Origin of the sequence: Microbacterium croceum (genome assembly GCF_023091245.1) — a bacterium.
Taxonomy (GTDB): domain Bacteria; phylum Actinomycetota; class Actinomycetes; order Actinomycetales; family Microbacteriaceae; genus Microbacterium; species Microbacterium croceum.
Map to the genome: position 1 here is coordinate 2,287,355 of NZ_JAHWXN010000001.1, position 17,822 is coordinate 2,305,176.

Consider the following 17,822-nt stretch of genomic DNA (forward strand, 5'->3'; position numbering starts at 1 on the left):
AGCATGCCCTCCCGACCCGATGCTGACGACCCGCGCCTGGGTGACCTCTCCGAAGGACGCCTACTGCGCGCGATCCTCTCGCGCACCGCACCCGCGACGCACACCATCCTCGGACCGGGCGACGACGCCGCAGTGATCGCTGCGCCCTCGGGCAGCGTTGTGGCCACGACCGACACGCTCGTCCATGGCCCTGACTTTCGGCTCGCATGGACCAGCGGCTACGACCTGGGATGGAAGGCGGCGGCGGTCAACCTGGCCGACATCGCCGCGATGGGGGCGCAGCCGACCGCGCTGCTCGTCGCGCTGGCGATTCCTCGAGATCTTCGACTGTCGTTCGTCGAGCGACTCGCAGACGGCCTCCGTGATGCCTGCGCGGCGCTCGCTCCCGGGTGTGCCGTCGTCGGTGGTGATCTGGCGACCTCTGATGTCCTCACCGTCGCGGTGACGGCACTGGGCGATCTGGAAGGGCGACAGGCCGTGACGCGCTCCGGTGCACGGCCCGGCGATGCGGTCGCAGTGGCCGGGGAGCTCGGTCTCGCGGCGCACGGTCTGGCGATCCTCTTCGACAGCTTCCGCGACGGTGGATCCCCTGTCCCCGTCGACCCCGCGCGGCTCGCACCGGGGGAGAGCGGCGCGCTCTCCGCGCAGTTGCGACCCGTTCCTCCGATCGGTCTGGGACGCATCGCGGCGATCGCCGGGGCGACGTCGATGATGGACGTGTCCGACGGTCTGGCGCTGGACGCCGGGCGCCTGGCCGCCGCTTCGGATGTCACGATCGCCCTGCGTCGTGCAGCGCTCGGAGATGAGCCCAACCGTGCACTCAGGGGCGGCGAGGACCACGCGTTGCTCGCGACCTTCCCGGACGGTGTGCTCCCACCGGGGTTCCGGATCATCGGCGAGGTGCGCGAGCGAGAAGTCGACGCTCTCCTGTGCGACGAGGAGCCGATCGAGATCCGAGGCTGGGACCCCTATCGCGACTGGGACTCGATCTCTGGCTGATCAGCTGTGGGGATCGTCTTCGGCCGCAGCAGAGGCCGATGACGGGCTCGCCCACCAGAGCGTCGTATCGCCGTAGTTCTTCTCACGGACGAGCTCGAGACCGGCAGCGGCGAGTTCCGGCGCTGACGAACGCTTGCCCCGCTCGATGACGACGACAGCATGCGCCGACAGGAGGGGAGCAAGTGCCTTCAGGTCCTCGTTCATCGCGTCATCGCTCAGATCGTAGGGCGGGTCGGTGAAGACCAGATCGAACAGGCCGGTCGCTCGAAGCAGATGAGGCCGGACGGCGCTCTCATGCACGCGGGCGGGGGGAAGATCGCCCGCACGCGCCACTGTCGCGGCATTGCGACGGATGACAGCGGCCGCGGCGCGGTTCTGCTCCACGAGCTCGACGCTCCGCGCTCCGCGGCTGAGCGACTCCAAGCCGAGGGCACCTGAGCCGGCGTACAGGTCGAGTACCCTGGCGCCATCGATCGCATCCGCCGATTCCAGCGAGCCGAACAGAGATTCCCGCACGCGGTCGCTGGTCGGGCGCGTGCCGGCGTTGGGCACGTCGAGTCTGGCGCCGCCGGCGCGGCCTGCGATGATCCTCGTCACCTGTTCACGATACGACAGCTGCCGCGCTCGGGGTGTCGGTGAGGTTCTCTAGACTCGGAGCATGTCGCTCACGCTCGATTCGTCGCTGGATGACGCGCTCGGCGCGGCACCGGCGAAGACCCTGGATCGGGCGTTCGGCATGAAGACCGTCGGAGATCTGCTCTCGCACTACCCACGACGGTACGCCGATCCGGGCGAGCTCACCCCGATTCGCGACCTGCCGATCGGCGAGACGGTCACGATCGTGGCCGAGGTGCTCTCATCGAGCTTCCGGCGTATGCGCAATCGCCCTGGTGCGATGGTCGACGTCGTGATCGGCGACGGCATCGGTCGCATGTCGCTCACATTCTTCGCCAAGAACATCGGCGCGGCCGAGTGGAGGTCGAAGGACCTCGCGGTGGGGCGCCGGGGGATCTTCTCCGGCAAGGTCGGGATGTTCAACAACGTCACCCAGTTCGCGCACCCGGAGTACGAGCTGTTCGACGACGAGGACACCGCTCGCCGCACGGCGGATGCCAGAGCGGCCGTCCCCATCCCGATCTACCCCGCGACGTCGACCCTGCAGACCTGGCAGATCGCCCGACTCATCGGCCGGGTGCTCGACGATCTCGACGCGGTTCCCGACCCGCTGACCGACGATGTGCGCGTGCAGGAGGAGCTGCTGACCGCACGGGAGGCGCTGGAGCGTATCCATCGGCCGCGCACGCGCAACGACATAGACCCCGCGGTGCGCACACTGCGTATGCATGAGGCGCTCACCCTGCAGACGGCACTCCTGCAGCAGCGTGACGCCGTGCGCGCACTGCAGGCGACGCCGCGCACCGCGTCACCGGGCGGACTCCTCGAACGCTTCGACGCCGCCCTGCCCTACACGCTCACGCCGGACCAACAGACGGTCGGCGCGCAGATCGCCGCCGACCTCGTCGGGGCGTGGCCGATGAACCGGCTGGTGCAGGGGGAGGTCGGCTCGGGAAAGACGCTCGTGGCGCTGCGAGCGATGCTCCAGGTGGCGGAGAGCGGGGGACAGGCCGCGCTCATCGCCCCGACCGAGGTGCTGGCAGGACAACACCTGCGGTCGATCGCCAAGATGCTCGGGCCGCAGCTCGCCCCGCTGGTGATGCCGACGCTGCTCACGGGCCAGATGCCGGCGGCTGAACGTCGCAAGGCGGCGCTGCGCGTCGCATCCGGGCAGGCGCTCATCGTCGTCGGAACCCATGCGCTGCTGGGGGAGAAGACCACTTTCGCCGACCTGGGACTCGTGGTCGTCGATGAGCAGCACCGCTTCGGTGTGGAGCAGCGCGAAGCCCTCCGCGCCAAGGGATCGAGTCCGCATGCTCTGGTCCTCACGGCCACCCCGATCCCGCGCACCGTCGCGATGACCGTCTTCGGCGATCTCGACACCTCGGTCATCCGCACGATGCCCGCCGGTCGCGCCGGCATCCAGTCGTTCGTCGCGCCGCTCGCGGAGCACCCCGGGTGGTTCAACCGGGTCTGGGAGCGTGCGGCCGAGGAGATCGCCCAGGGGCGCCAGGTCTTCGCGGTGTGCGCGGCGATCGACACCGCGAAGAAGACGGCCGAAGCCGCCGAACCCGCCGCTCCGACGCTCGCACCCGAGGGCGGGAACGGTCCGCGCTGGGGCGTCGTTCAGCTCGATGAGGTCCTCGCCACGCACCCGACACTGGGCGGGCTGCGACGGGCCGTGCTGCACGGCCGCATGCCGTCCGACGAGAAGGATGCCGTGATGCAGGCCTTCGCGCGCGGTGAGATCGACCTGCTTCTCGCCACGACGGTGATCGAGGTCGGTGTCGACGTGCCGAACGCCTCCACGATGATCGTGCTCGATGCCGACCGATTCGGAGTGTCCCAGCTGCATCAGCTGCGTGGCCGCGTCGGTCGAGGCGGCGTTCCAGGGCTGTGCCTGCTCGTCACCGAAGCGGAGTCCGACACGCTCGCGCGCGACCGCGTGGAGGCTGTCGCGGCGACTCTCGACGGCTTCGCCCTGGCCGAGGTCGATCTGGAGCTGCGCGGAGAAGGCGATGTGCTCGGCGCGGCGCAGGCGGGTGTCCGCTCCTCGCTCAAACTGCTGCGCGTCGTGAAGGATGCCGCCCTCATCACGCGGGCGCGGGAGATCGGCGAGGAGATCCTCGCGCACGATCCGGCGCTGGATGACCACCCCGGTCTGCGCGAGGCGATCAGTCGACGCGTGAGCGATGCGGACCGTGCGGCACTGGCGAAGAACTGACGCTGTATTACCGCGTCGACTCGTCGTGATCGCACGTGCCCTAGGCTGGATCGCATGAGCAGCCGGATCGCCGTCGTCCCGGGTTCCTTCGATCCGCCGACCCTGGGTCACCTCGACGTGATCCGTCGGGCCGCGGTCCTCTTCGATGAACTCCACGTGCTGGTGGTGCACAACCCCGGCAAGGAGGCGATGCTCCCGATCGCCCAGCGGCTCGCGCTGCTCGAGCAGTCGATCGCCGAGGACGGGATGCCCGGCAACATCGTGATCGGCTCTTGGAGCATGGGGCTGCTGGTCGACTACGCACGTGACGTCAACGCCGGCGTCCTGGTCAAGGGCATCCGTTCGCAGATCGACGTCGCCTACGAGTCGCCGATGGCGATCGTGAACCGCCATCTCGCCGACATCGAGACCGTCTTCCTGCTGCCGGATCCCGCGCATGCACTCGTGTCGAGCTCCCTCGTGCGGCAGGTCGCCTCCCTCGGTGGCGATGTGTCGCCGTTCGTGCCGCCCGCCGTCGCCTCGTTCCTCGACACCGGGGCACGCGGCATCTGACCACGCGGCGCCGTACCGCGGTCCCCGGCCCCCGTCCAGAGCGAGCCGGTAGCATGGTCGAGTGCGATCTCGACTGAACGGCCCCTTCGTCCTCCCCGCCCGAGACATCGTCCGACGTCCTGGAGAGATGCGTGAGCATGAGTTCACGATCACTCTGAAGGAACAGTGGGGTGAGGGCATCGTCTCATTCGAAGCCGGTTCCGAACTCGACCTGGATGTGCGTCTGGAGTCGGTCCATGAGGGCATTCTCGTCACGGGCTCAGCGGAAGGCGAGTACGTGGGAGTGTGCGGAAGATGCCTGATCGACATCGTCCGGCCCGTCGAAGTCGAGTTCCAGGAGCTTTTCGCGTATCCTGGTGAGGAAGAAACTGACTTCGAGGTTCAAGACGACCACGTGGATCTTGAAACTCTCGTCAGGGAAGCGGCCGTACTGGCACTTCCATTTCAGCCGGTGTGTCAGCCGGATTGCCCGGGTCTCGACTCGAAAACGGGCGAACGACTGGCCGTGAGCACCGGGACGGAGCAGGCCGCTCCCATCGATCCTCGATGGAGTGCGCTCCAGCAGATCACAGACCAAGACGGCATGGCATCAAGTCGTGCCGCCGAGAAAGAAGAGAGCTAGTCATGGCTGGTAACCCCCCGAAGCGCAAGGTTTCCCGTTCGAACACCCGCTCGCGCCGCGCGCAGTGGAAGGCGGAGGCTCCTGCCCTCGTCAAGACCATCGAGAACGGCAAGGTCGTCTACAGCCGTCCCCACCAGGCCAAGGTCGTCACGGACTCGCAGGGCACTGAACTCTTCCTCGAGTACAAGGGCCGCAAGGTCGCTGACGTCTGAGTCTCGAAACTCAGATCGTGACGGGGGTCCCCGGGGGGACGAGGCCTCTCCCAGCTAAGCTCCGCGTCGACATCGACGCGGAGCTTCTGGGGTTGGCCCTCACTCACCGTTCCTATGCGTACGAGCATGGCGGCATCCCACACAACGAGCGCCTGGAGTTCCTGGGCGATTCCGTGTTGGGGCAGGCCGTCACCGTGATGCTGTTCACCACGCATCCGGAGCTCGACGAAGGCGAGCTCGCCAAGCGGCGAGCAAGCGTGGTCTCCACGGTCGCCCTGGCGGAGGTTGCTCGCGGCATCGACCTGGGCAGCCACCTGCTGCTCGGGCGTGGTGAGGAGCAGACCGGTGGACGCGACAAGGATTCGATTCTCGCCGACACCATGGAGGCCGTGATCGGAGCGACGTATCTGTCGGCCGGTCCCGATGCCGCCACCGAGTTGGTGCTGCGTCTGACTCAGCCGCTGCTCGCAGACCCGGAGCGCTACGGCGCGGCGATGGACCCGAAGACCAGTCTCCAGGAGCTCGCGGCCCGCACCGGCGCCACACCACCCAAGTACTCGATCGAGGCGACCGGGCCGGACCACGATCGTCGTTTCACCGCGACAGTCATCGTGGGCGACGTCAGCATGACCGGCAAGGGCAGCAGCAAGAAGACCGCCGAGATGGCTGCCGCGCTGAGCGCATGGCGCCTCCTCAACGAGCGTGCCTGAACTTCCCGAAGTCGAAGTGGTCCGTGCGGGCCTCGCTCCCGCGGCGATCGGATCGCTGATCACGGCGGTGAGCGTGTTCGACGAACGCGCGCTCACCCGTCATCCGGCCGGTGCCGCTGACTTCGTCGCGCGTCTCGAAGGACGGACGTTCACGGATGCCGCCCGTCGGGGGAAATTCCTGTGGCTGCCCCTCGATACCGAGGAGACCGCACTGATCGCGCATCTCGGGATGAGTGGACAGATGCTGCTCCGCATGCCCGACGCGGTGGCTGAGCGACACGAGCGCGTCCGCATCCATCTCGAGCATCCCGTGCACGGCGAGCTGGCTGTGGTGTTCTCCGACCAGCGCACGTTCGGATCGCTCGCCGTGGATGCTCTCGTCGCGGATGGGCCGTCGCGGATTCCCACCCAGGTGGGACACATCGCGCGGGACCCGCTCGACGTCGCTTTCGACGATGCCGGTTTCCGCGCGGCTCTCGCCCGCCGCGGCAGCGCGATCAAGAGGGTGCTGTTGGACCAAGGCGTCGTCAGCGGCATCGGCAACATCTACGCCGACGAATCGCTGTGGGCGGCGCGCATCCACCCGGAGACGCCCGCGAACGCTCTGGCGACGCAGGCCGTGCGCCGCCTGCTCGCCGAAGTCCGTGCGGTGCTGATGAAGGCCCTCGCCGAGGGCGGCACGAGCTTCGACGCGCAGTACGTCAACGTCAACGGCCAGGCCGGGTACTTCGCGCACTCTCTCAACGCTTACGGTCGGCAGGGTAAGCCGTGCCCGCGTTGCGGAACGCCGATCGTCCGCGAGAGCTTCATGAACAGGGGCTCGCACTACTGTCCGCGGTGTCAGCGACGACGCTGAACATTGTGCGGCACGGTCTCGAGTCTCGCATGAGCTCGTATCCCACCCCGCGCAGCTCGTCCTCACACCGTCGCGAACGATCGTGCGAGCAGGGGGCGTGTCGCACGCGTCGTCACCCAGACGACACCGATTCCGGCACCGAGCACGGCGGCGATGGTGAGGAGCGACTCCGGCGTCGTCATGAGGGCGATGCCCAGGAGCGGAAACACCAGGACCCCCGCACACAGTGCCGATCCGAGGGCGGTGATCAGCAATGGAGACATGATCGCGCGCCGGCGGGCACGGTCCATCGTCTCCCAGGGCATGCCGAGCCGATGCAGACTCTGGTGCAGCTCCCGCTGATCCAGCACGTCGGATGCCTGGTTGATCCCCACGGACGCGGCGACCATCAGGAACGATCCGATCAAGGTGATGATCAGCCCCGTACGCATGTCGACGGCGAGGGCGGCATCCGCTGAACTGCCTTCGGCATTCATGAGCCCCATGAGCGACACCCCGGTGCCTGCGAACACGGCCATGAAGCTGGCCATCGCGATGCCTCCGATCTGACGCCAGGCCGCCTGCGGAGAGTCGAGGACGATGCGCGCCGCGAGCAGTCTCTCCGGAGCGTCGGCACGACGCAGCTGACGCTGGGCGGAGACCTTGAGCACCCATGGGCCGACCAGGTTCAAGACGGCCAGGGCGCCGCCGAACAGCACGGACAGCACGACAATGGTCGTGAGCAGGTCTCCGACGGAGGGGAAGACCTTGATCAGGACGAAGGAGATCGCCAGCACGCTGGCCGCGACGATCGCACGTATCCAATGCGCGCTGGTCGCCGTGGCGCGCGTGCGCACGCCGAGCGGGGAGATCACGACTCGCCGTAGCCCGAGCACAGCGCTCGACGCGGCGACGACGAGCACCCCCGCGGCGACAGCGGCGACGGCGAGCGGCGGGAGCAGCACTCCCGAGAGCCCGAGTGCCTCGCCGCGGAAAGGGATGAGGGCGATCAGCGGGGTCAGGGCGAGGTAGCCGAGTACGCCGGTGAGGGCACCCGCGCCGGCGAGGAGCATCGACTCGGTCACCGTCGCCACGCCCACACCACGCGGTGTGACCCCCAGCAGGCGCAGCGTGGACAGTCGCTCGTCGCGCCGCCGGGCCGAGAGGCGGGCGGCGGCACCACCGAGCGACATCAGGGGGACGACGAGAAGCACGAGGGCGATCGCGGCGAGCGCCTGGTACAGGCCGGCGTATCCGTCGGTCCAGCTCCAGAACGACTGCGCGCCGCCGATCACGGTGAGCACGAGCGTCGTGACGACGGCGAAGGCGATGACGGGCAGCGCGACGAGACTGCTCTGCCCGGGTGCAGGGCGAAGGAGGAGTGCGAGCACGTGGCGGTTCATGCGTTGACCGCCGCCGAGATGATGCGGCCGTCTCTGACCGCGATCGTCCGCGTGCAGCGGGCGGCCACATCGGCGTCGTGCGTGACCACGACCAGGGTTCGCCCTTGGCCGGTCGTCGACCACAGCAGCGCGTCCATGACTTCAGAGGAGGTGCGCGAGTCCAGTGCTCCGGTGGGCTCGTCGGCGAAGACGAGCTCTGCGCCGGTCGCCTGTGCCCGCGCAATGGCCGTGCGCTGCGCCTGACCACCGGAGAGCTCGCCGATGCGTCGGTCCTCCATGCCGGCGAGACCGAGGGCGGCGAGCCATGCGGCGGCGTGCGGCACGGCATCCTTCCGGGCGACGCCGTTGATCATCGAGGCGAGTGCGACGTTCTCCACGGCCGTGAGCTCGGGGATCAGCAGCCCCTGCTGAAAGACGAAACCGAAGCGCTCGCGCCGCAGGCGGGAGCGGGCGGATTCGCCGAGCGCGGTCACATCGATCGCGGCGCCTTCGGCCGGTCGGAACGTGACCGACCCGGAGTCCGGCGTGATGATCCCGGCGAGGACGTGCAGCAGCGTCGTCTTGCCCGAACCGGACGCGCCCATGATCGCGACGGACTCGCCACGATGGATCGCGAGGTCGACGCCAGCGAGTGCACGGGTCACGCCGAAGGTCTTCTGGAGAGCATGGGCTTCGATGACAGGAACGTTCATGCCTCCAGCCTCGTCGCCCGGATTCACCGAATCGTCGGTCGGGCGGATGAAGGGGCGGTGCCGACGTCATCCTCGCGAATGATATCGGCACCGCACGCCGTCAGATCTTCTTCTGCCAGGCTCCTGCATAGGAGACGGGCACGAATCCCAGAGCCTCATTGATGTCGAGCATCGGACGGTTCTCCTCGGCATTGAACGTGGAGACCCGTGGCGAATGAGGCACGAGATCCCGCCAGCGCAGCAGATTCGCGCACTTCACGATCGTGCCGAGGCGGTGTCCTCGATGTTCCCTGGCCACCAGCGTGCCGAACTGGTGGGTCATCCCCGCGCGGTCGAGACCGATCAACAGCTCGTTGTACGCGACGATCTCGCCCGACGGTACGTGCTCGACGGCTGACACCCCCACGAGCTCGCCCGCGCTCGTCAACCGTGCGTCGCGCCGCGCGACGCGTTCCGCATCCCAGTTCTCCTCGTCGAAATCCATGTCTCCGCTGGGCGCGTCGGTCACGAGCCGGGCGAGCACGGCGGCATACCCCTCGCGCAGCGCGGGCGGCGTGGGAAGCTCCCACGTGAGGGAACGGTAGTCCGCGCCCGCGAACGCTATCGCCTCGGCGAGCGCTCGCTCCAGTACAGCAGGGTCGGCTCGCAGGTCCAGTTCACTGTTGCGCTCGACCTGTTCCAAGCCGTACCCATGCGAGCCGAGCAGTGCCGACAGAGCGGTGGGCGGGATGCGTCCCCACCCCGTCTTCGGTACGAGGGCGTCATCATCGGTGACGGGACGGTGGAGCGTCCAGGTCTGCAGCACATTGCGCCCGCGGCGACGCGCATCGTCCTCGGCGTGGAGCAGCAGCGCTTCCGCGATGCCCTGGTCGGCGTATGCCGCGGGGACCAGCAGATCGAACTCGGCGGTCCTCGCGTGCTCCTCCTGCGCATAGGCGAGCGACACCATGCCGACGATCTCACCGCCCCGCCGCGCGACGTACCCGATGTGGAGGCGATCGGATTCGTCCTGCCAGGAGGCGAGCATCTGCGAGGACGACTCGGCGAGGTCGGGAAGACCCACCTCCTCGTCGCAGATGAGCCGGTTGAGTTCGCCGAATGCGATGAACTCCGCGGCGTCGGTGTCGTCCAGGCTCTGTGGAACGGTGAGCGGAGTGATCCTCAGTTCGGTGGTTGTCATGTCAGTTCCTTCTTCCCCGCGCCCTCGTGTGCGGTGGCGCGGACGCCGGTGGCTTCGTTGGTGGAGAGCATCGGCCGGTTCTCCTCGGCGTTGCAGGTAACGATGCGGAGGGAATCCGGGATCACTTCGCGCCACAGCCGCAGCGCCTCGCACTTGAGGGGTGGCCGCGGTGCTCCTTCAGGACGAGCGTGTCGTTCTGATGGGTCGCGGCGGAGTGGTCGGATCCGATGCCGAGCGACGACGACACAGTTCATGGCGTGACTCCCGGTCATCGCAGCTGGCGCAACGGATCGTAGGAGTGCAAGGCGAGTGAGTCTCTGTGCGAGACGGCCAGGTCGCCGAGCGCGATCGGGTCGATGTAGGTGACGCGCCGTCGCCGGCGGCGCCGCGGTCGCTGGGCGCGTTCGAGCAGCCACACGCCGAAGCGCAGCGCCAGGCGATCGGCGAACGAGAGGCGGCGCAGCTCGTCGGGTGCGGGGACATGCAGGACCTGTCGGTCCGCCGTATCCGGCGGGTGGGTGGTGTCATGGGACAGCGTGGTGTTCACGATGGTTCCTTCGAGGAAGAGATGGGGAGATGCATCGATCCGGACTCATGCCGGGTCGGAGGAGGGAGCCCGCGCCGAGTGGCGGGTATCCAGAGCCACGCACCCGGCGAGTGTCGGTGGCGGAGCTCGCATGATCGAAGAGATCAGGTGAGCGGGCGCAGAAGAACCGTCGAGACCCGCCCTGGGAAGGGGCGAGAGTCTCCGAGTGCGGTTCTAGGACATTGCGCGCGGACGGATGCCGGTGGCTACCGAGTGCGCAAGGCGCGGCGCGGAGAATGCGTGCGCGGCGAGGCCTGTGGCCTGTGCGTTCAGCTGAGTGATCATCGGTAACCTCCTTCGTGTGTGGCGATCCGGTGGCCTACCGTAGCGAACGGCGTGCGGGTGCGTCAAGCATCCGGGTGCCATACCGGCGTGTCGCGGCGTGCGTCCGGATCCCGCTCCTACCGCGCGGGATGCGGCTGGATCGGCGGAATTCCGGTAGCGTGTGGGCGTGATTCTCCCCCGACGAGCGGTGCCCGTATGCATCTGAAGAGCCTGACGCTCAAGGGGTTCAAGTCGTTCGCGCAACCCACCAGTTTCGTCTTCGAACCGGGGGTCACGTGCATCGTCGGGCCCAACGGTTCCGGCAAGTCGAATGTCGTCGACGCGCTGGCCTGGGTCATGGGGGAGCAGGGCGCGAAGACGCTTCGCGGCGGCAAGATGGAAGACGTCATCTTCGCCGGCACGTCGACGCGCGGCCCGCTCGGACGCGCAGAGGTGCAACTGACGATCGACAACAGTGATGGTGCGCTGCCGATCGAGTTCGCCGAGGTGACGATCAGCCGCACGCTGTTCCGAAACGGGTCCAGCGACTACGCCATCAACGGAGACACTTGCCGTCTGCTCGATGTGCAGGAGCTGCTCAGCGATTCCGGGCTCGGGCGTGAGATGCACGTGATCGTCGGTCAGGGGCGTCTCGACACCGTGTTGCAGGCGTCCCCGGAGGACCGTCGTGGGTTCATCGAGGAGGCGGCCGGGATTCTCAAGCATCGGCGCCGCAAGGAGAAGACTCTCCGCAAGCTCGACGCCATGGAGTCGAATCTCACGCGACTCAGCGACCTCGCCGGTGAGATCCGGCGACAGCTCAAGCCGCTCGGGCGACAGGCCGAGATCGCCCGAGAGGCGCAGACCATCGCGGCGGTCGTCCGTGACGCGAAGGCCCGCCTCTTCGCGGATGACGTCGTCGCGCTGCGCACCGCGCTTGCCGATCACACCCGCACGGAGCATGAGCGTCACACCGAACGCCTCGTGCTCACGGATCAGGCTGAGGGGGTGCGTGCGAGCATCGCGCGCCTCGAGCAGGATCAGAACTCGGCGGCCGTCGACCAGGCGCGCAGCGTGGCGTTCGGCCTCGAGCAGGTGCAGGAGCGCATGCGTGGTCTCTTCACGCTCGCCAACCAGCGTCTCGCGCTGCTGGGGTCCGAGGAGGACGACGCGGCGGTCACTGCGGTCACCGTGACTCAGAGCACGATCGATGAGGCGAAGAACGAGATCACGGAGATCTCCGCCGGGCTTGGCGATGCGCAGGACGCCGCCGTGGCGGCGAGCCGCGAGGTCATGAACGCGCGGGCGGAGCTCGACACCCTCGACGTCGACATCGCCGAGCAGAGCGCCCTGGTCTCGGAGTACGACATGCGGCTGAACACGCTGCGGGGCACCGCTGAGGCCGCGGCATCCGCCCTGGCCGCAGTGCGTGGCGCGGTCCTCCGACAGGAGAACGCACTGGAAGCCGCGCATCAGCGCCGTCGCGAGGCGGCCGACGCCCTGGAGGCGATCGACGACGCGGAAGCTCCTGAGGGCACGGCCGCCGAACATTCGGTCGCCTACGAGAGCGCCCAGCGGGCAGCGACAGCCGCAGAAGCCGAGCGGGAGACGCTGCGCGAGCGTCTGCACGCTGCGGAACGTGAAGTCGACGCGCTGACGGCCAAAGCCGCGGCGCTCAGCAGTGCCCTCGCGATCTCCGGCGGTGCGGCCGAGATCGTGAAGATGGGGGCGCAGGGTGTGCGCGGACTCGTCGGCGATGCGGTGCAGGTGCGCGCGGGCTACGAGGCTGCGGTCGCCGCCGTGCTCGGCCCCCTGGCAGAGGGCGTTCTCGTCGACTCGACCGCCGACGCCTTCGCCCTGGCTGCGGAAGCTGCGGACGCGCACAGGGGCGTGGTCGACTTCGTCGTCGCGGACGCGGCTCGTCCGGCGCTGCGGCTGCCGAAGCTCGCCGGTGTGACGGCCGCCGTGGACGCCGTGACGGCACCGGACGGCGTGCTCGGGATCCTCGCCCACGTGCTGATCGCGGACGACCTCCCTGCAGCGCGGGCAGCCAGGACGGCTCTCGATGTCGCGGGTGATACGACCACGACGATCGTGACGGTGACGGGAGAGGTGATCACCGCGCAGACGTTGCGCACGGGCACCGGTGGCGAGCGGTCGCGGCTGGAACTCGCCGCCGAGCGAGACGCGGCGAGCGAGCGGCTCGCCGAGATCCAGGTCGTCGTGGACTCCCTCCGGGAGGCGCGAGAGGACGCCAATGAGAGCGTCGAGACGACGCGGCGCAACGCCAAGGACGCGCTGCGCGCGCTCCGTGAGCACGATGCGGCGCTGGCGACACATGCGGAGCAGGTGAACCGGATCACGGTGCAGCACGAGGCCGCCGTCGCCGAGTGCGAGCGACTGGAAGCAGGACTCGCGCAGGCCCAGACCGCCGTCGCCGACGCCGAGGCGAAGGCGCAGCAGACGAAGATGGCTCTGGAAGAGGCGATCGCCGCTCCACGTCCGGTGCTCGACGCCTCAGCGCGTGACGGTCTCCTGGAGTCGCTGGAGTCCGCGCGCGAGGGCGAGGTGCGGGCTCGGCTGGAGATCGAGACGCTTCGCGAACGCGTGCGCGCTGCGCAGGCGCGGGTGACCGCACTCGAGCGGCAGCGGGAGCAGGAGCGCGGAGCCGCAGCCGAGGCCGCACGACGCGCCGTGATCCGGCGTGCCCAGCGCGAGGCTGCATCGGGCGTGGCAGAGGAACTGCCGCGCATTCTCGATTCCCTGGATCGATCGGTGACGGAAGCGCGTGTCGCTCTGGCGGAAGCGGAGGCTGCGCGGTCAGCGCAGAACCAGGAGCTGACCGTTCTGCGTGCACAAGAGACCTCGTTGCGCGAGCGGCTGGCCGGACTCACCGAGAGCGTCCACGGTCTCGAGCTGCAGATCCATGAGAAGAAGCTGCACCTGAACAGCCTGCTCGAGAGAGTGGCGTCCGAGCTCGCTCTCGACGAAGATATTCTGATTGCGGAATATGGACCGGATCAGCCGGTTCCGCGCGATCCGCTCACGGTCGCGGACGGCGACGACAGCAGCGATGACACGGCCATCCCGTTCGATCGTCGGATCCAGCAGCGCCGGCTCAACGAGGCGGAGCGCAAGCTGACCCAGCTCGGTCGGGTGAACCCGCTCGCGCTCGAGGAGTTCGCCGCGCTCGAGCAGCGTCACGCCTTCCTGACCGAGCAGCTGGCCGATCTCACCCAGACGCGCCAGGATCTGCTCACGATCATCGCCGACCTCGATGAGCGGATGCAGACGATCTTCGCGAGTGCCTTCGAAGACACCAAAGAGGCGTTCGGGGAGGTCTTCCCGCTGCTGTTCCCCGGCGGAACCGGAAGCATCTCGCTCACGGACCCCGAGAACATGCTGACCACCGGCATCGAAGTGTCGGTGCGCCCGGTCGGCAAGAAGATCGAGCGACTCTCGCTGCTCTCCGGCGGGGAGAGGTCACTGGCAGCCGTGGCGCTCCTCGTGGCGATCTTCAAAGCTCGTCCGAGCCCGTTCTACATCCTGGATGAGGTGGAGGCTGCGCTCGACGACGCGAACCTCGGCCGACTGCTCACCGTCTTCGAGCAGCTCCGCGAGAGTTCTCAGCTGCTGATCATCACCCACCAGAAGCGCACGATGGAGATCGCTGACGCGTTGTACGGCGTCTCGATGCGCCAGGACGGTGTCTCTGCGGTCGTGGGGCAGCGTGTCGGCGACCGTGCGGCCGCTGCTGGGTGAGCACCGTCGCCGTCCGGAAGAGATTCCCCATGGAGGAAGAGTCGTCGGCGGACGTCGTGCTGCATGCCCGGATGCTACCTGACACGTAGGCTGGACTCATGGCGGAGAAGTCTTGGTCCCTCGGCCGCGCACTGCGCGGCATGTTCGTCAAGCCCACGATCGACGAGTCGACCTGGGAGGACCTGGAGACCGCGCTCATCACCGCTGACTTCGGCCCTGACATCAGCGAGCGCATCGTTGAGGAGCTCCGGGAGAAGGTCGAGCGATTCCGCACCACCGACCCGAAGGATCTGCAGCGGATGCTGCGCGAGACGCTGGAGGAGCATTTCGCGAAGTTCGACACGACGCTGAAGCTCACGGAGCGGCCGGCTGTCGTGCTGGTCGTGGGCGTCAACGGTGTCGGCAAGACGACGACCATCGGCAAGTTCACCAAGTTCCTCCGCGGTTACCAGCGCAGCGTCGTCGTCGGCGCGGCCGACACCTTCCGCGCGGCCGCTGTCGATCAGCTCGCCACCTGGGCGCAGCGTGGGGGAGCGGCGATCGTCCGCCCGCAGCAGCAGGGACAGGATCCTGCCTCCGTCGCGTTCCAGACCGTCGAGTACGCGATGCGCGAGGGCATCGAGATCGCGATCATCGACACGGCGGGTCGCCTGCACACCAAGGGCGGCCTGATGGACGAACTCACGAAGATCCGCCGGGTGATCGAGAAGCAGGCGCCGATCAGCGAGGTGCTGCTGGTGCTGGATGCGACGACCGGTCAGAACGGCGTGCTCCAGGCGGAGGCGTTCCTGCAGCACGCCGGTGTCACCGGGCTGGTGCTCACCAAGCTCGACGGCTCCGCCAAGGGCGGATTCGTGCTCGCCGTGCAGGAGCGCACGGGGATCCCCGTCAAGCTCCTCGGACAGGGCGAGGGCATCGACGATCTGACTGGTTTCACCCCGCACGTCTTCGTCCAATCCCTCGTCGGCTGACGAGGGACTACCGCACCGAGCATGAGGCTGGTTTCATAGCGTTATGGCGATCGAACACGACTACTTCGGACTCCTGTCCTCAGGTCCCGACGGCTCGATCTTCTGGTCGGAGACGGTGGAGCTTGGCGACCAGAGCGTCACCGTCGACCTGACCGCGCCCGACCAGGACGATGTCTCGTCCGAAGCGCTCGACATCGCAGCATCGCTGATCGCCGGACTCGAGAGCGTGGATGACACGGCCCGTCGCGGAATGCTCGCCGAGGTGGACGACCGCACCAGCGAGGTGACCGAGTACATCCTGCAGCAGCAGGAGACCTACGGCGACGAGCTCGTCGAGGTGCTGGTCGATGTCTCGGGCGACTCGGCAGTCGACATCATCCGTTCGCTCCGACTGATGAGCATGACGCTCCTCGCCGACGAACACGGCGGTTCCGAGCCGTTCGCGGTGCTCGAGTACGCACTGGACCCGGATTCCACCGATGACGTGCTGCTGGTGAACCTCGGTTCGGACGGGAGCGTGCAGTCGGTGATGAGCGCCGACTGACGCCACCCGTCACACCGCCTGGGCGAACCCGAGGTCTGCGCTCTCCGCGATGTGGGAGAGGTGCGCGGGGATCTCCCGTCCCTTCGACACCATCGACTGCGCCCAGAGTCGTCCCGCCCGATACGAGGAGCGCACGAGGGGCCCGGCGAGCACCCCGAGGAAACCGATCCGTTCCGCCTCCTCCTTGAACTCGACGAACTCGGCAGGCTTCACCCACCTCGACACCGGGAGGTGACGCGGCGACGGTCGCAGATACTGCGTGATCGTGATGATGTCGCAGCCGGCGTCGTGCAGGTCGTGCAGCGCCTGCACGACCTCCTCCGGCTCCTCGCCCATGCCGAGGATCAGGTTCGACTTGGTGATGAGTCCTGCGTTGCGGCCCTGGGTCAGCACGTCGAGTGAGCGCTCGTAGCGGAATGCGGGCCGGATGCGTTTGAAGATACGGGGAACCGTCTCGACGTTGTGCGCGAACACCTCGGGGCGGGCGTCGAAGATCTGACCGAGGAAGGACGGATCCGCATTGTGCTCGTTCGCGAGCAGCTCAACGCCGGTGTTCGGGTTCAGCTCGTGGATTTTCCGGACGGTCTCCGCGTTCAGCCACGCTCCGGTGTCGGGCAGGTCATCGCGCGCCACGCTCGTCACCGTGGCGTAGCGCAGCTTCATCCGTGCGACGCTCTCCGCGACGCGGCGTGGTTCGTCGGTGTCGTAGTCGGCCGGCTTGCCGGTGTCGATCTGGCAGAAGTCGCAGCGACGCGTGCACTGGGACCCGCCGATCAGGAAGGTCGCCTCCCGGTCCTCCCAGCACTCGAAGATGTTGGGGCAACCGGCCTCCTGGCACACCGTGTGCAGGTCCTCGCTCTTCACGAGGGAGTGGAGCGCGGTGTACTCCGGGCCCATCTTCGCCTTGGTCCTGATCCACTCGGGCTTGCGCTCGATCGGCGTCTCGGCGTTGCGGATCTCCAGGCGCAGAAGCTTGCGTCCTTCGGGGGCGGCGGTCATGCGGGAACTCCTGCGTACTCGGTGGTGAACGCATCCGTGACGCGGTCGAGGATGTCGGCGGGGGAGACGTCGGCACCGACGACCTCGCTCACGGTGGTGACACCGGCGTCGGTGATGCCGCAGGGGATGATCCCGCGGAACCCGGCGAGGCTGTTGTCGCAGTTGATGGCGAAGCCGTGCATCGTGACACCCTGCTGCACTCGTACGCCGATCGCCGCGACTTTGTCCTCCGAGAGAGGTCGACGCACCCAGACGCCGCTGCGGCCATCCACCTTGTAGCCGTCTACTCCGAGCGGTCGCAGCACCTCGATGAGCACCCGCTCCAGGCGGCGCACATGGGCGACGACATCCATCGGCTCCGGTAGCCGCACGATCGGGTAGCCGACCAGTTGTCCTGGGCCGTGCCAGGTGATCTTGCCTCCGCGGTCCACGTCGACCACTGGGGTGCCGTCAGTCGGTCGCTCGTGCGCCTCGGTGCGCTTTCCGGCCGTGTAGACGGCCTCATGCTCGAGCAGGATGAGGGTGTCGTGACGCGTTCCGCCCGCGACCTCCGCGTGGATGCGCCGTTGCAGGTCCCATCCGTCGAGGTAGGGGACGAGGTGCGGAGCGAGTCCGGGCGTGACGATGTCCAGCATGCGGGGTCTCCTGTCGA

The 17,822-nt window shown here is 68.0% G+C and carries 17 protein-coding genes; 10 read left to right on the forward strand and 7 right to left on the reverse strand.

The features are described from left to right. The first annotated feature begins 3 nt into the window (after positions 1-3). Entirely contained in the window at positions 4-999 is a 996-nt protein-coding gene (thiL, locus tag KZC51_RS10780; RefSeq protein WP_247629977.1) for a thiamine-phosphate kinase, read from the forward strand. Here the strand turns inward: thiL and rsmD are convergent, their stop codons facing one another. Further along, positions 1,000-1,596, reverse strand: coding sequence for a 16S rRNA (guanine(966)-N(2))-methyltransferase RsmD (rsmD, locus tag KZC51_RS10785; RefSeq protein WP_247629978.1), 597 nt, complete (start codon positions 1,594-1,596; stop codon positions 1,000-1,002). Positions 1,597-1,657: 61 nt separating this feature from the next. Between rsmD and KZC51_RS10790 the strand changes: the two genes are divergently transcribed. From KZC51_RS10790 to mutM, 6 genes are all read left to right on the forward strand, one after another. Further along, positions 1,658-3,838 carry an ATP-dependent DNA helicase RecG gene (locus KZC51_RS10790; RefSeq protein ID WP_247629979.1) on the forward strand — a complete coding sequence of 727 codons (2,181 nt, stop codon included), beginning with the start codon at positions 1,658-1,660 and terminating at the stop codon, positions 3,836-3,838. A gap of 54 nt (positions 3,839-3,892) precedes the next feature. Beyond that, positions 3,893-4,390 (forward strand): pantetheine-phosphate adenylyltransferase, encoded by a 498-nt coding sequence (coaD, locus tag KZC51_RS10795; protein ID WP_247629980.1) that lies wholly within the window; start codon positions 3,893-3,895, stop codon positions 4,388-4,390. Positions 4,391-4,517: 127 nt separating this feature from the next. Further along, a complete protein-coding gene (locus KZC51_RS10800; RefSeq protein WP_247629981.1) occupies positions 4,518-5,012 on the forward strand; it encodes a YceD family protein in 495 nt (164 codons plus the stop codon). A 2-nt stretch (positions 5,013-5,014) separates the two neighbouring features. After that, positions 5,015-5,224 carry a 50S ribosomal protein L32 gene (gene rpmF, locus KZC51_RS10805; RefSeq protein WP_013586329.1) on the forward strand — a complete coding sequence of 70 codons (210 nt, stop codon included), beginning with the start codon at positions 5,015-5,017 and terminating at the stop codon, positions 5,222-5,224. 17 nt (positions 5,225-5,241) lie between these two features. Then, positions 5,242-5,934 (forward strand): ribonuclease III, encoded by a 693-nt coding sequence (rnc, locus tag KZC51_RS10810; protein WP_308194297.1) that lies wholly within the window; start codon positions 5,242-5,244, stop codon positions 5,932-5,934. Further along, the gene (gene mutM / locus KZC51_RS10815) at positions 5,927-6,790 is read left to right on the forward strand and encodes a bifunctional DNA-formamidopyrimidine glycosylase/DNA-(apurinic or apyrimidinic site) lyase (RefSeq protein WP_247629983.1); all 864 of its coding nucleotides are present in this window, start codon (positions 5,927-5,929) and stop codon (positions 6,788-6,790) included. Before rnc ends, mutM begins: the two co-directional genes overlap by 8 nt. A gap of 62 nt (positions 6,791-6,852) precedes the next feature. On the opposite strand, the gene KZC51_RS10820 is transcribed toward mutM, so the two are convergent. The 4 genes from KZC51_RS10820 to KZC51_RS10835 all read right to left on the reverse strand — a co-directional run bounded on the left by KZC51_RS10820 (position 6,853) and on the right by KZC51_RS10835 (position 10,591). Beyond that, positions 6,853-8,172, reverse strand: a complete 1,320-nt coding sequence (locus KZC51_RS10820) for a permease (protein ID WP_247629984.1) — start codon at positions 8,170-8,172, stop codon at positions 6,853-6,855. Beyond that, positions 8,169-8,864 (reverse strand): ABC transporter ATP-binding protein, encoded by a 696-nt coding sequence (locus tag KZC51_RS10825; protein ID WP_247629985.1) that lies wholly within the window; start codon positions 8,862-8,864, stop codon positions 8,169-8,171. Before KZC51_RS10825 ends, KZC51_RS10820 begins: the two co-directional genes overlap by 4 nt. Before the next feature lie 100 nt (positions 8,865-8,964). Next, complete coding sequence (locus KZC51_RS10830; protein WP_247629986.1) at positions 8,965-10,044, reverse strand: GNAT family N-acetyltransferase; 1,080 nt, start codon at positions 10,042-10,044, stop codon at positions 8,965-8,967. 268 nt (positions 10,045-10,312) lie between these two features. Beyond that, positions 10,313-10,591: a hypothetical protein gene (locus KZC51_RS10835; RefSeq protein ID WP_247629987.1), complete on the reverse strand. Its 279-nt coding sequence runs from the start codon at positions 10,589-10,591 to the stop codon at positions 10,313-10,315. A gap of 519 nt (positions 10,592-11,110) precedes the next feature. On the opposite strand from KZC51_RS10835, the gene smc reads away from it, so the two are divergent. The 3 genes from smc (at position 11,111) to KZC51_RS10850 (ending at position 16,171) form a co-directional block, all read left to right on the forward strand. After that, positions 11,111-14,656, forward strand: coding sequence for a chromosome segregation protein SMC (gene smc, locus KZC51_RS10840; RefSeq protein WP_247629988.1), 3,546 nt, complete (start codon positions 11,111-11,113; stop codon positions 14,654-14,656). 98 nt (positions 14,657-14,754) lie between these two features. Further along, positions 14,755-15,627: a signal recognition particle-docking protein FtsY gene (gene ftsY / locus KZC51_RS10845; RefSeq protein WP_247629989.1), complete on the forward strand. Its 873-nt coding sequence runs from the start codon at positions 14,755-14,757 to the stop codon at positions 15,625-15,627. A 43-nt stretch (positions 15,628-15,670) separates the two neighbouring features. Beyond that, entirely contained in the window at positions 15,671-16,171 is a 501-nt protein-coding gene (locus KZC51_RS10850) for a DUF2004 domain-containing protein (protein ID WP_247629990.1), read from the forward strand. A gap of 9 nt (positions 16,172-16,180) precedes the next feature. Here KZC51_RS10850 and lipA read toward each other — a convergent pair whose 3' ends face one another. Continuing rightward, positions 16,181-17,170 carry a lipoyl synthase gene (gene lipA / locus KZC51_RS10855; protein ID WP_247629991.1) on the reverse strand — a complete coding sequence of 330 codons (990 nt, stop codon included), beginning with the start codon at positions 17,168-17,170 and terminating at the stop codon, positions 16,181-16,183. Next, on the reverse strand, positions 17,167-17,805 hold the full coding sequence (lipB, locus tag KZC51_RS10860; RefSeq protein ID WP_247629992.1) for a lipoyl(octanoyl) transferase LipB: 639 nt from the start codon (positions 17,803-17,805) through the stop codon (positions 17,167-17,169). Before lipB ends, lipA begins: the two co-directional genes overlap by 4 nt. Positions 17,806-17,822 lie beyond the last annotated feature (17 nt).

Bases quoted from the DNA above. Each gene is read 5' to 3' on its own strand.
- rpmF (WP_013586329.1), top strand. From the start codon at position 5,015: ATGGCTGGTAACCCCCCGAAGCGCAAGGTTTCCCGTTCGAACACCCGC.
- KZC51_RS10820 (WP_247629984.1), bottom strand. From the start codon at position 8,172: ATGAACCGCCACGTGCTCGCACTCCTCCTTCGCCCTGCACCCGGGCAG.
- smc (WP_247629988.1), top strand. From the start codon at position 11,111: ATGCATCTGAAGAGCCTGACGCTCAAGGGGTTCAAGTCGTTCGCGCAA.
- KZC51_RS10830 (WP_247629986.1), bottom strand. From the start codon at position 10,044: ATGACAACCACCGAACTGAGGATCACTCCGCTCACCGTTCCACAGAGC.
- thiL (WP_247629977.1), top strand. From the start codon at position 4: ATGCCCTCCCGACCCGATGCTGACGACCCGCGCCTGGGTGACCTCTCC.
- lipB (WP_247629992.1), bottom strand. From the start codon at position 17,805: ATGCTGGACATCGTCACGCCCGGACTCGCTCCGCACCTCGTCCCCTAC.
- KZC51_RS10825 (WP_247629985.1), bottom strand. From the start codon at position 8,864: ATGAACGTTCCTGTCATCGAAGCCCATGCTCTCCAGAAGACCTTCGGC.
- KZC51_RS10790 (WP_247629979.1), top strand. From the start codon at position 1,658: ATGTCGCTCACGCTCGATTCGTCGCTGGATGACGCGCTCGGCGCGGCA.
- ftsY (WP_247629989.1), top strand. From the start codon at position 14,755: ATGGCGGAGAAGTCTTGGTCCCTCGGCCGCGCACTGCGCGGCATGTTC.
- coaD (WP_247629980.1), top strand. From the start codon at position 3,893: ATGAGCAGCCGGATCGCCGTCGTCCCGGGTTCCTTCGATCCGCCGACC.
- lipA (WP_247629991.1), bottom strand. From the start codon at position 17,170: ATGACCGCCGCCCCCGAAGGACGCAAGCTTCTGCGCCTGGAGATCCGC.
- KZC51_RS10850 (WP_247629990.1), top strand. From the start codon at position 15,671: ATGGCGATCGAACACGACTACTTCGGACTCCTGTCCTCAGGTCCCGAC.
- KZC51_RS10800 (WP_247629981.1), top strand. From the start codon at position 4,518: ATGCGTGAGCATGAGTTCACGATCACTCTGAAGGAACAGTGGGGTGAG.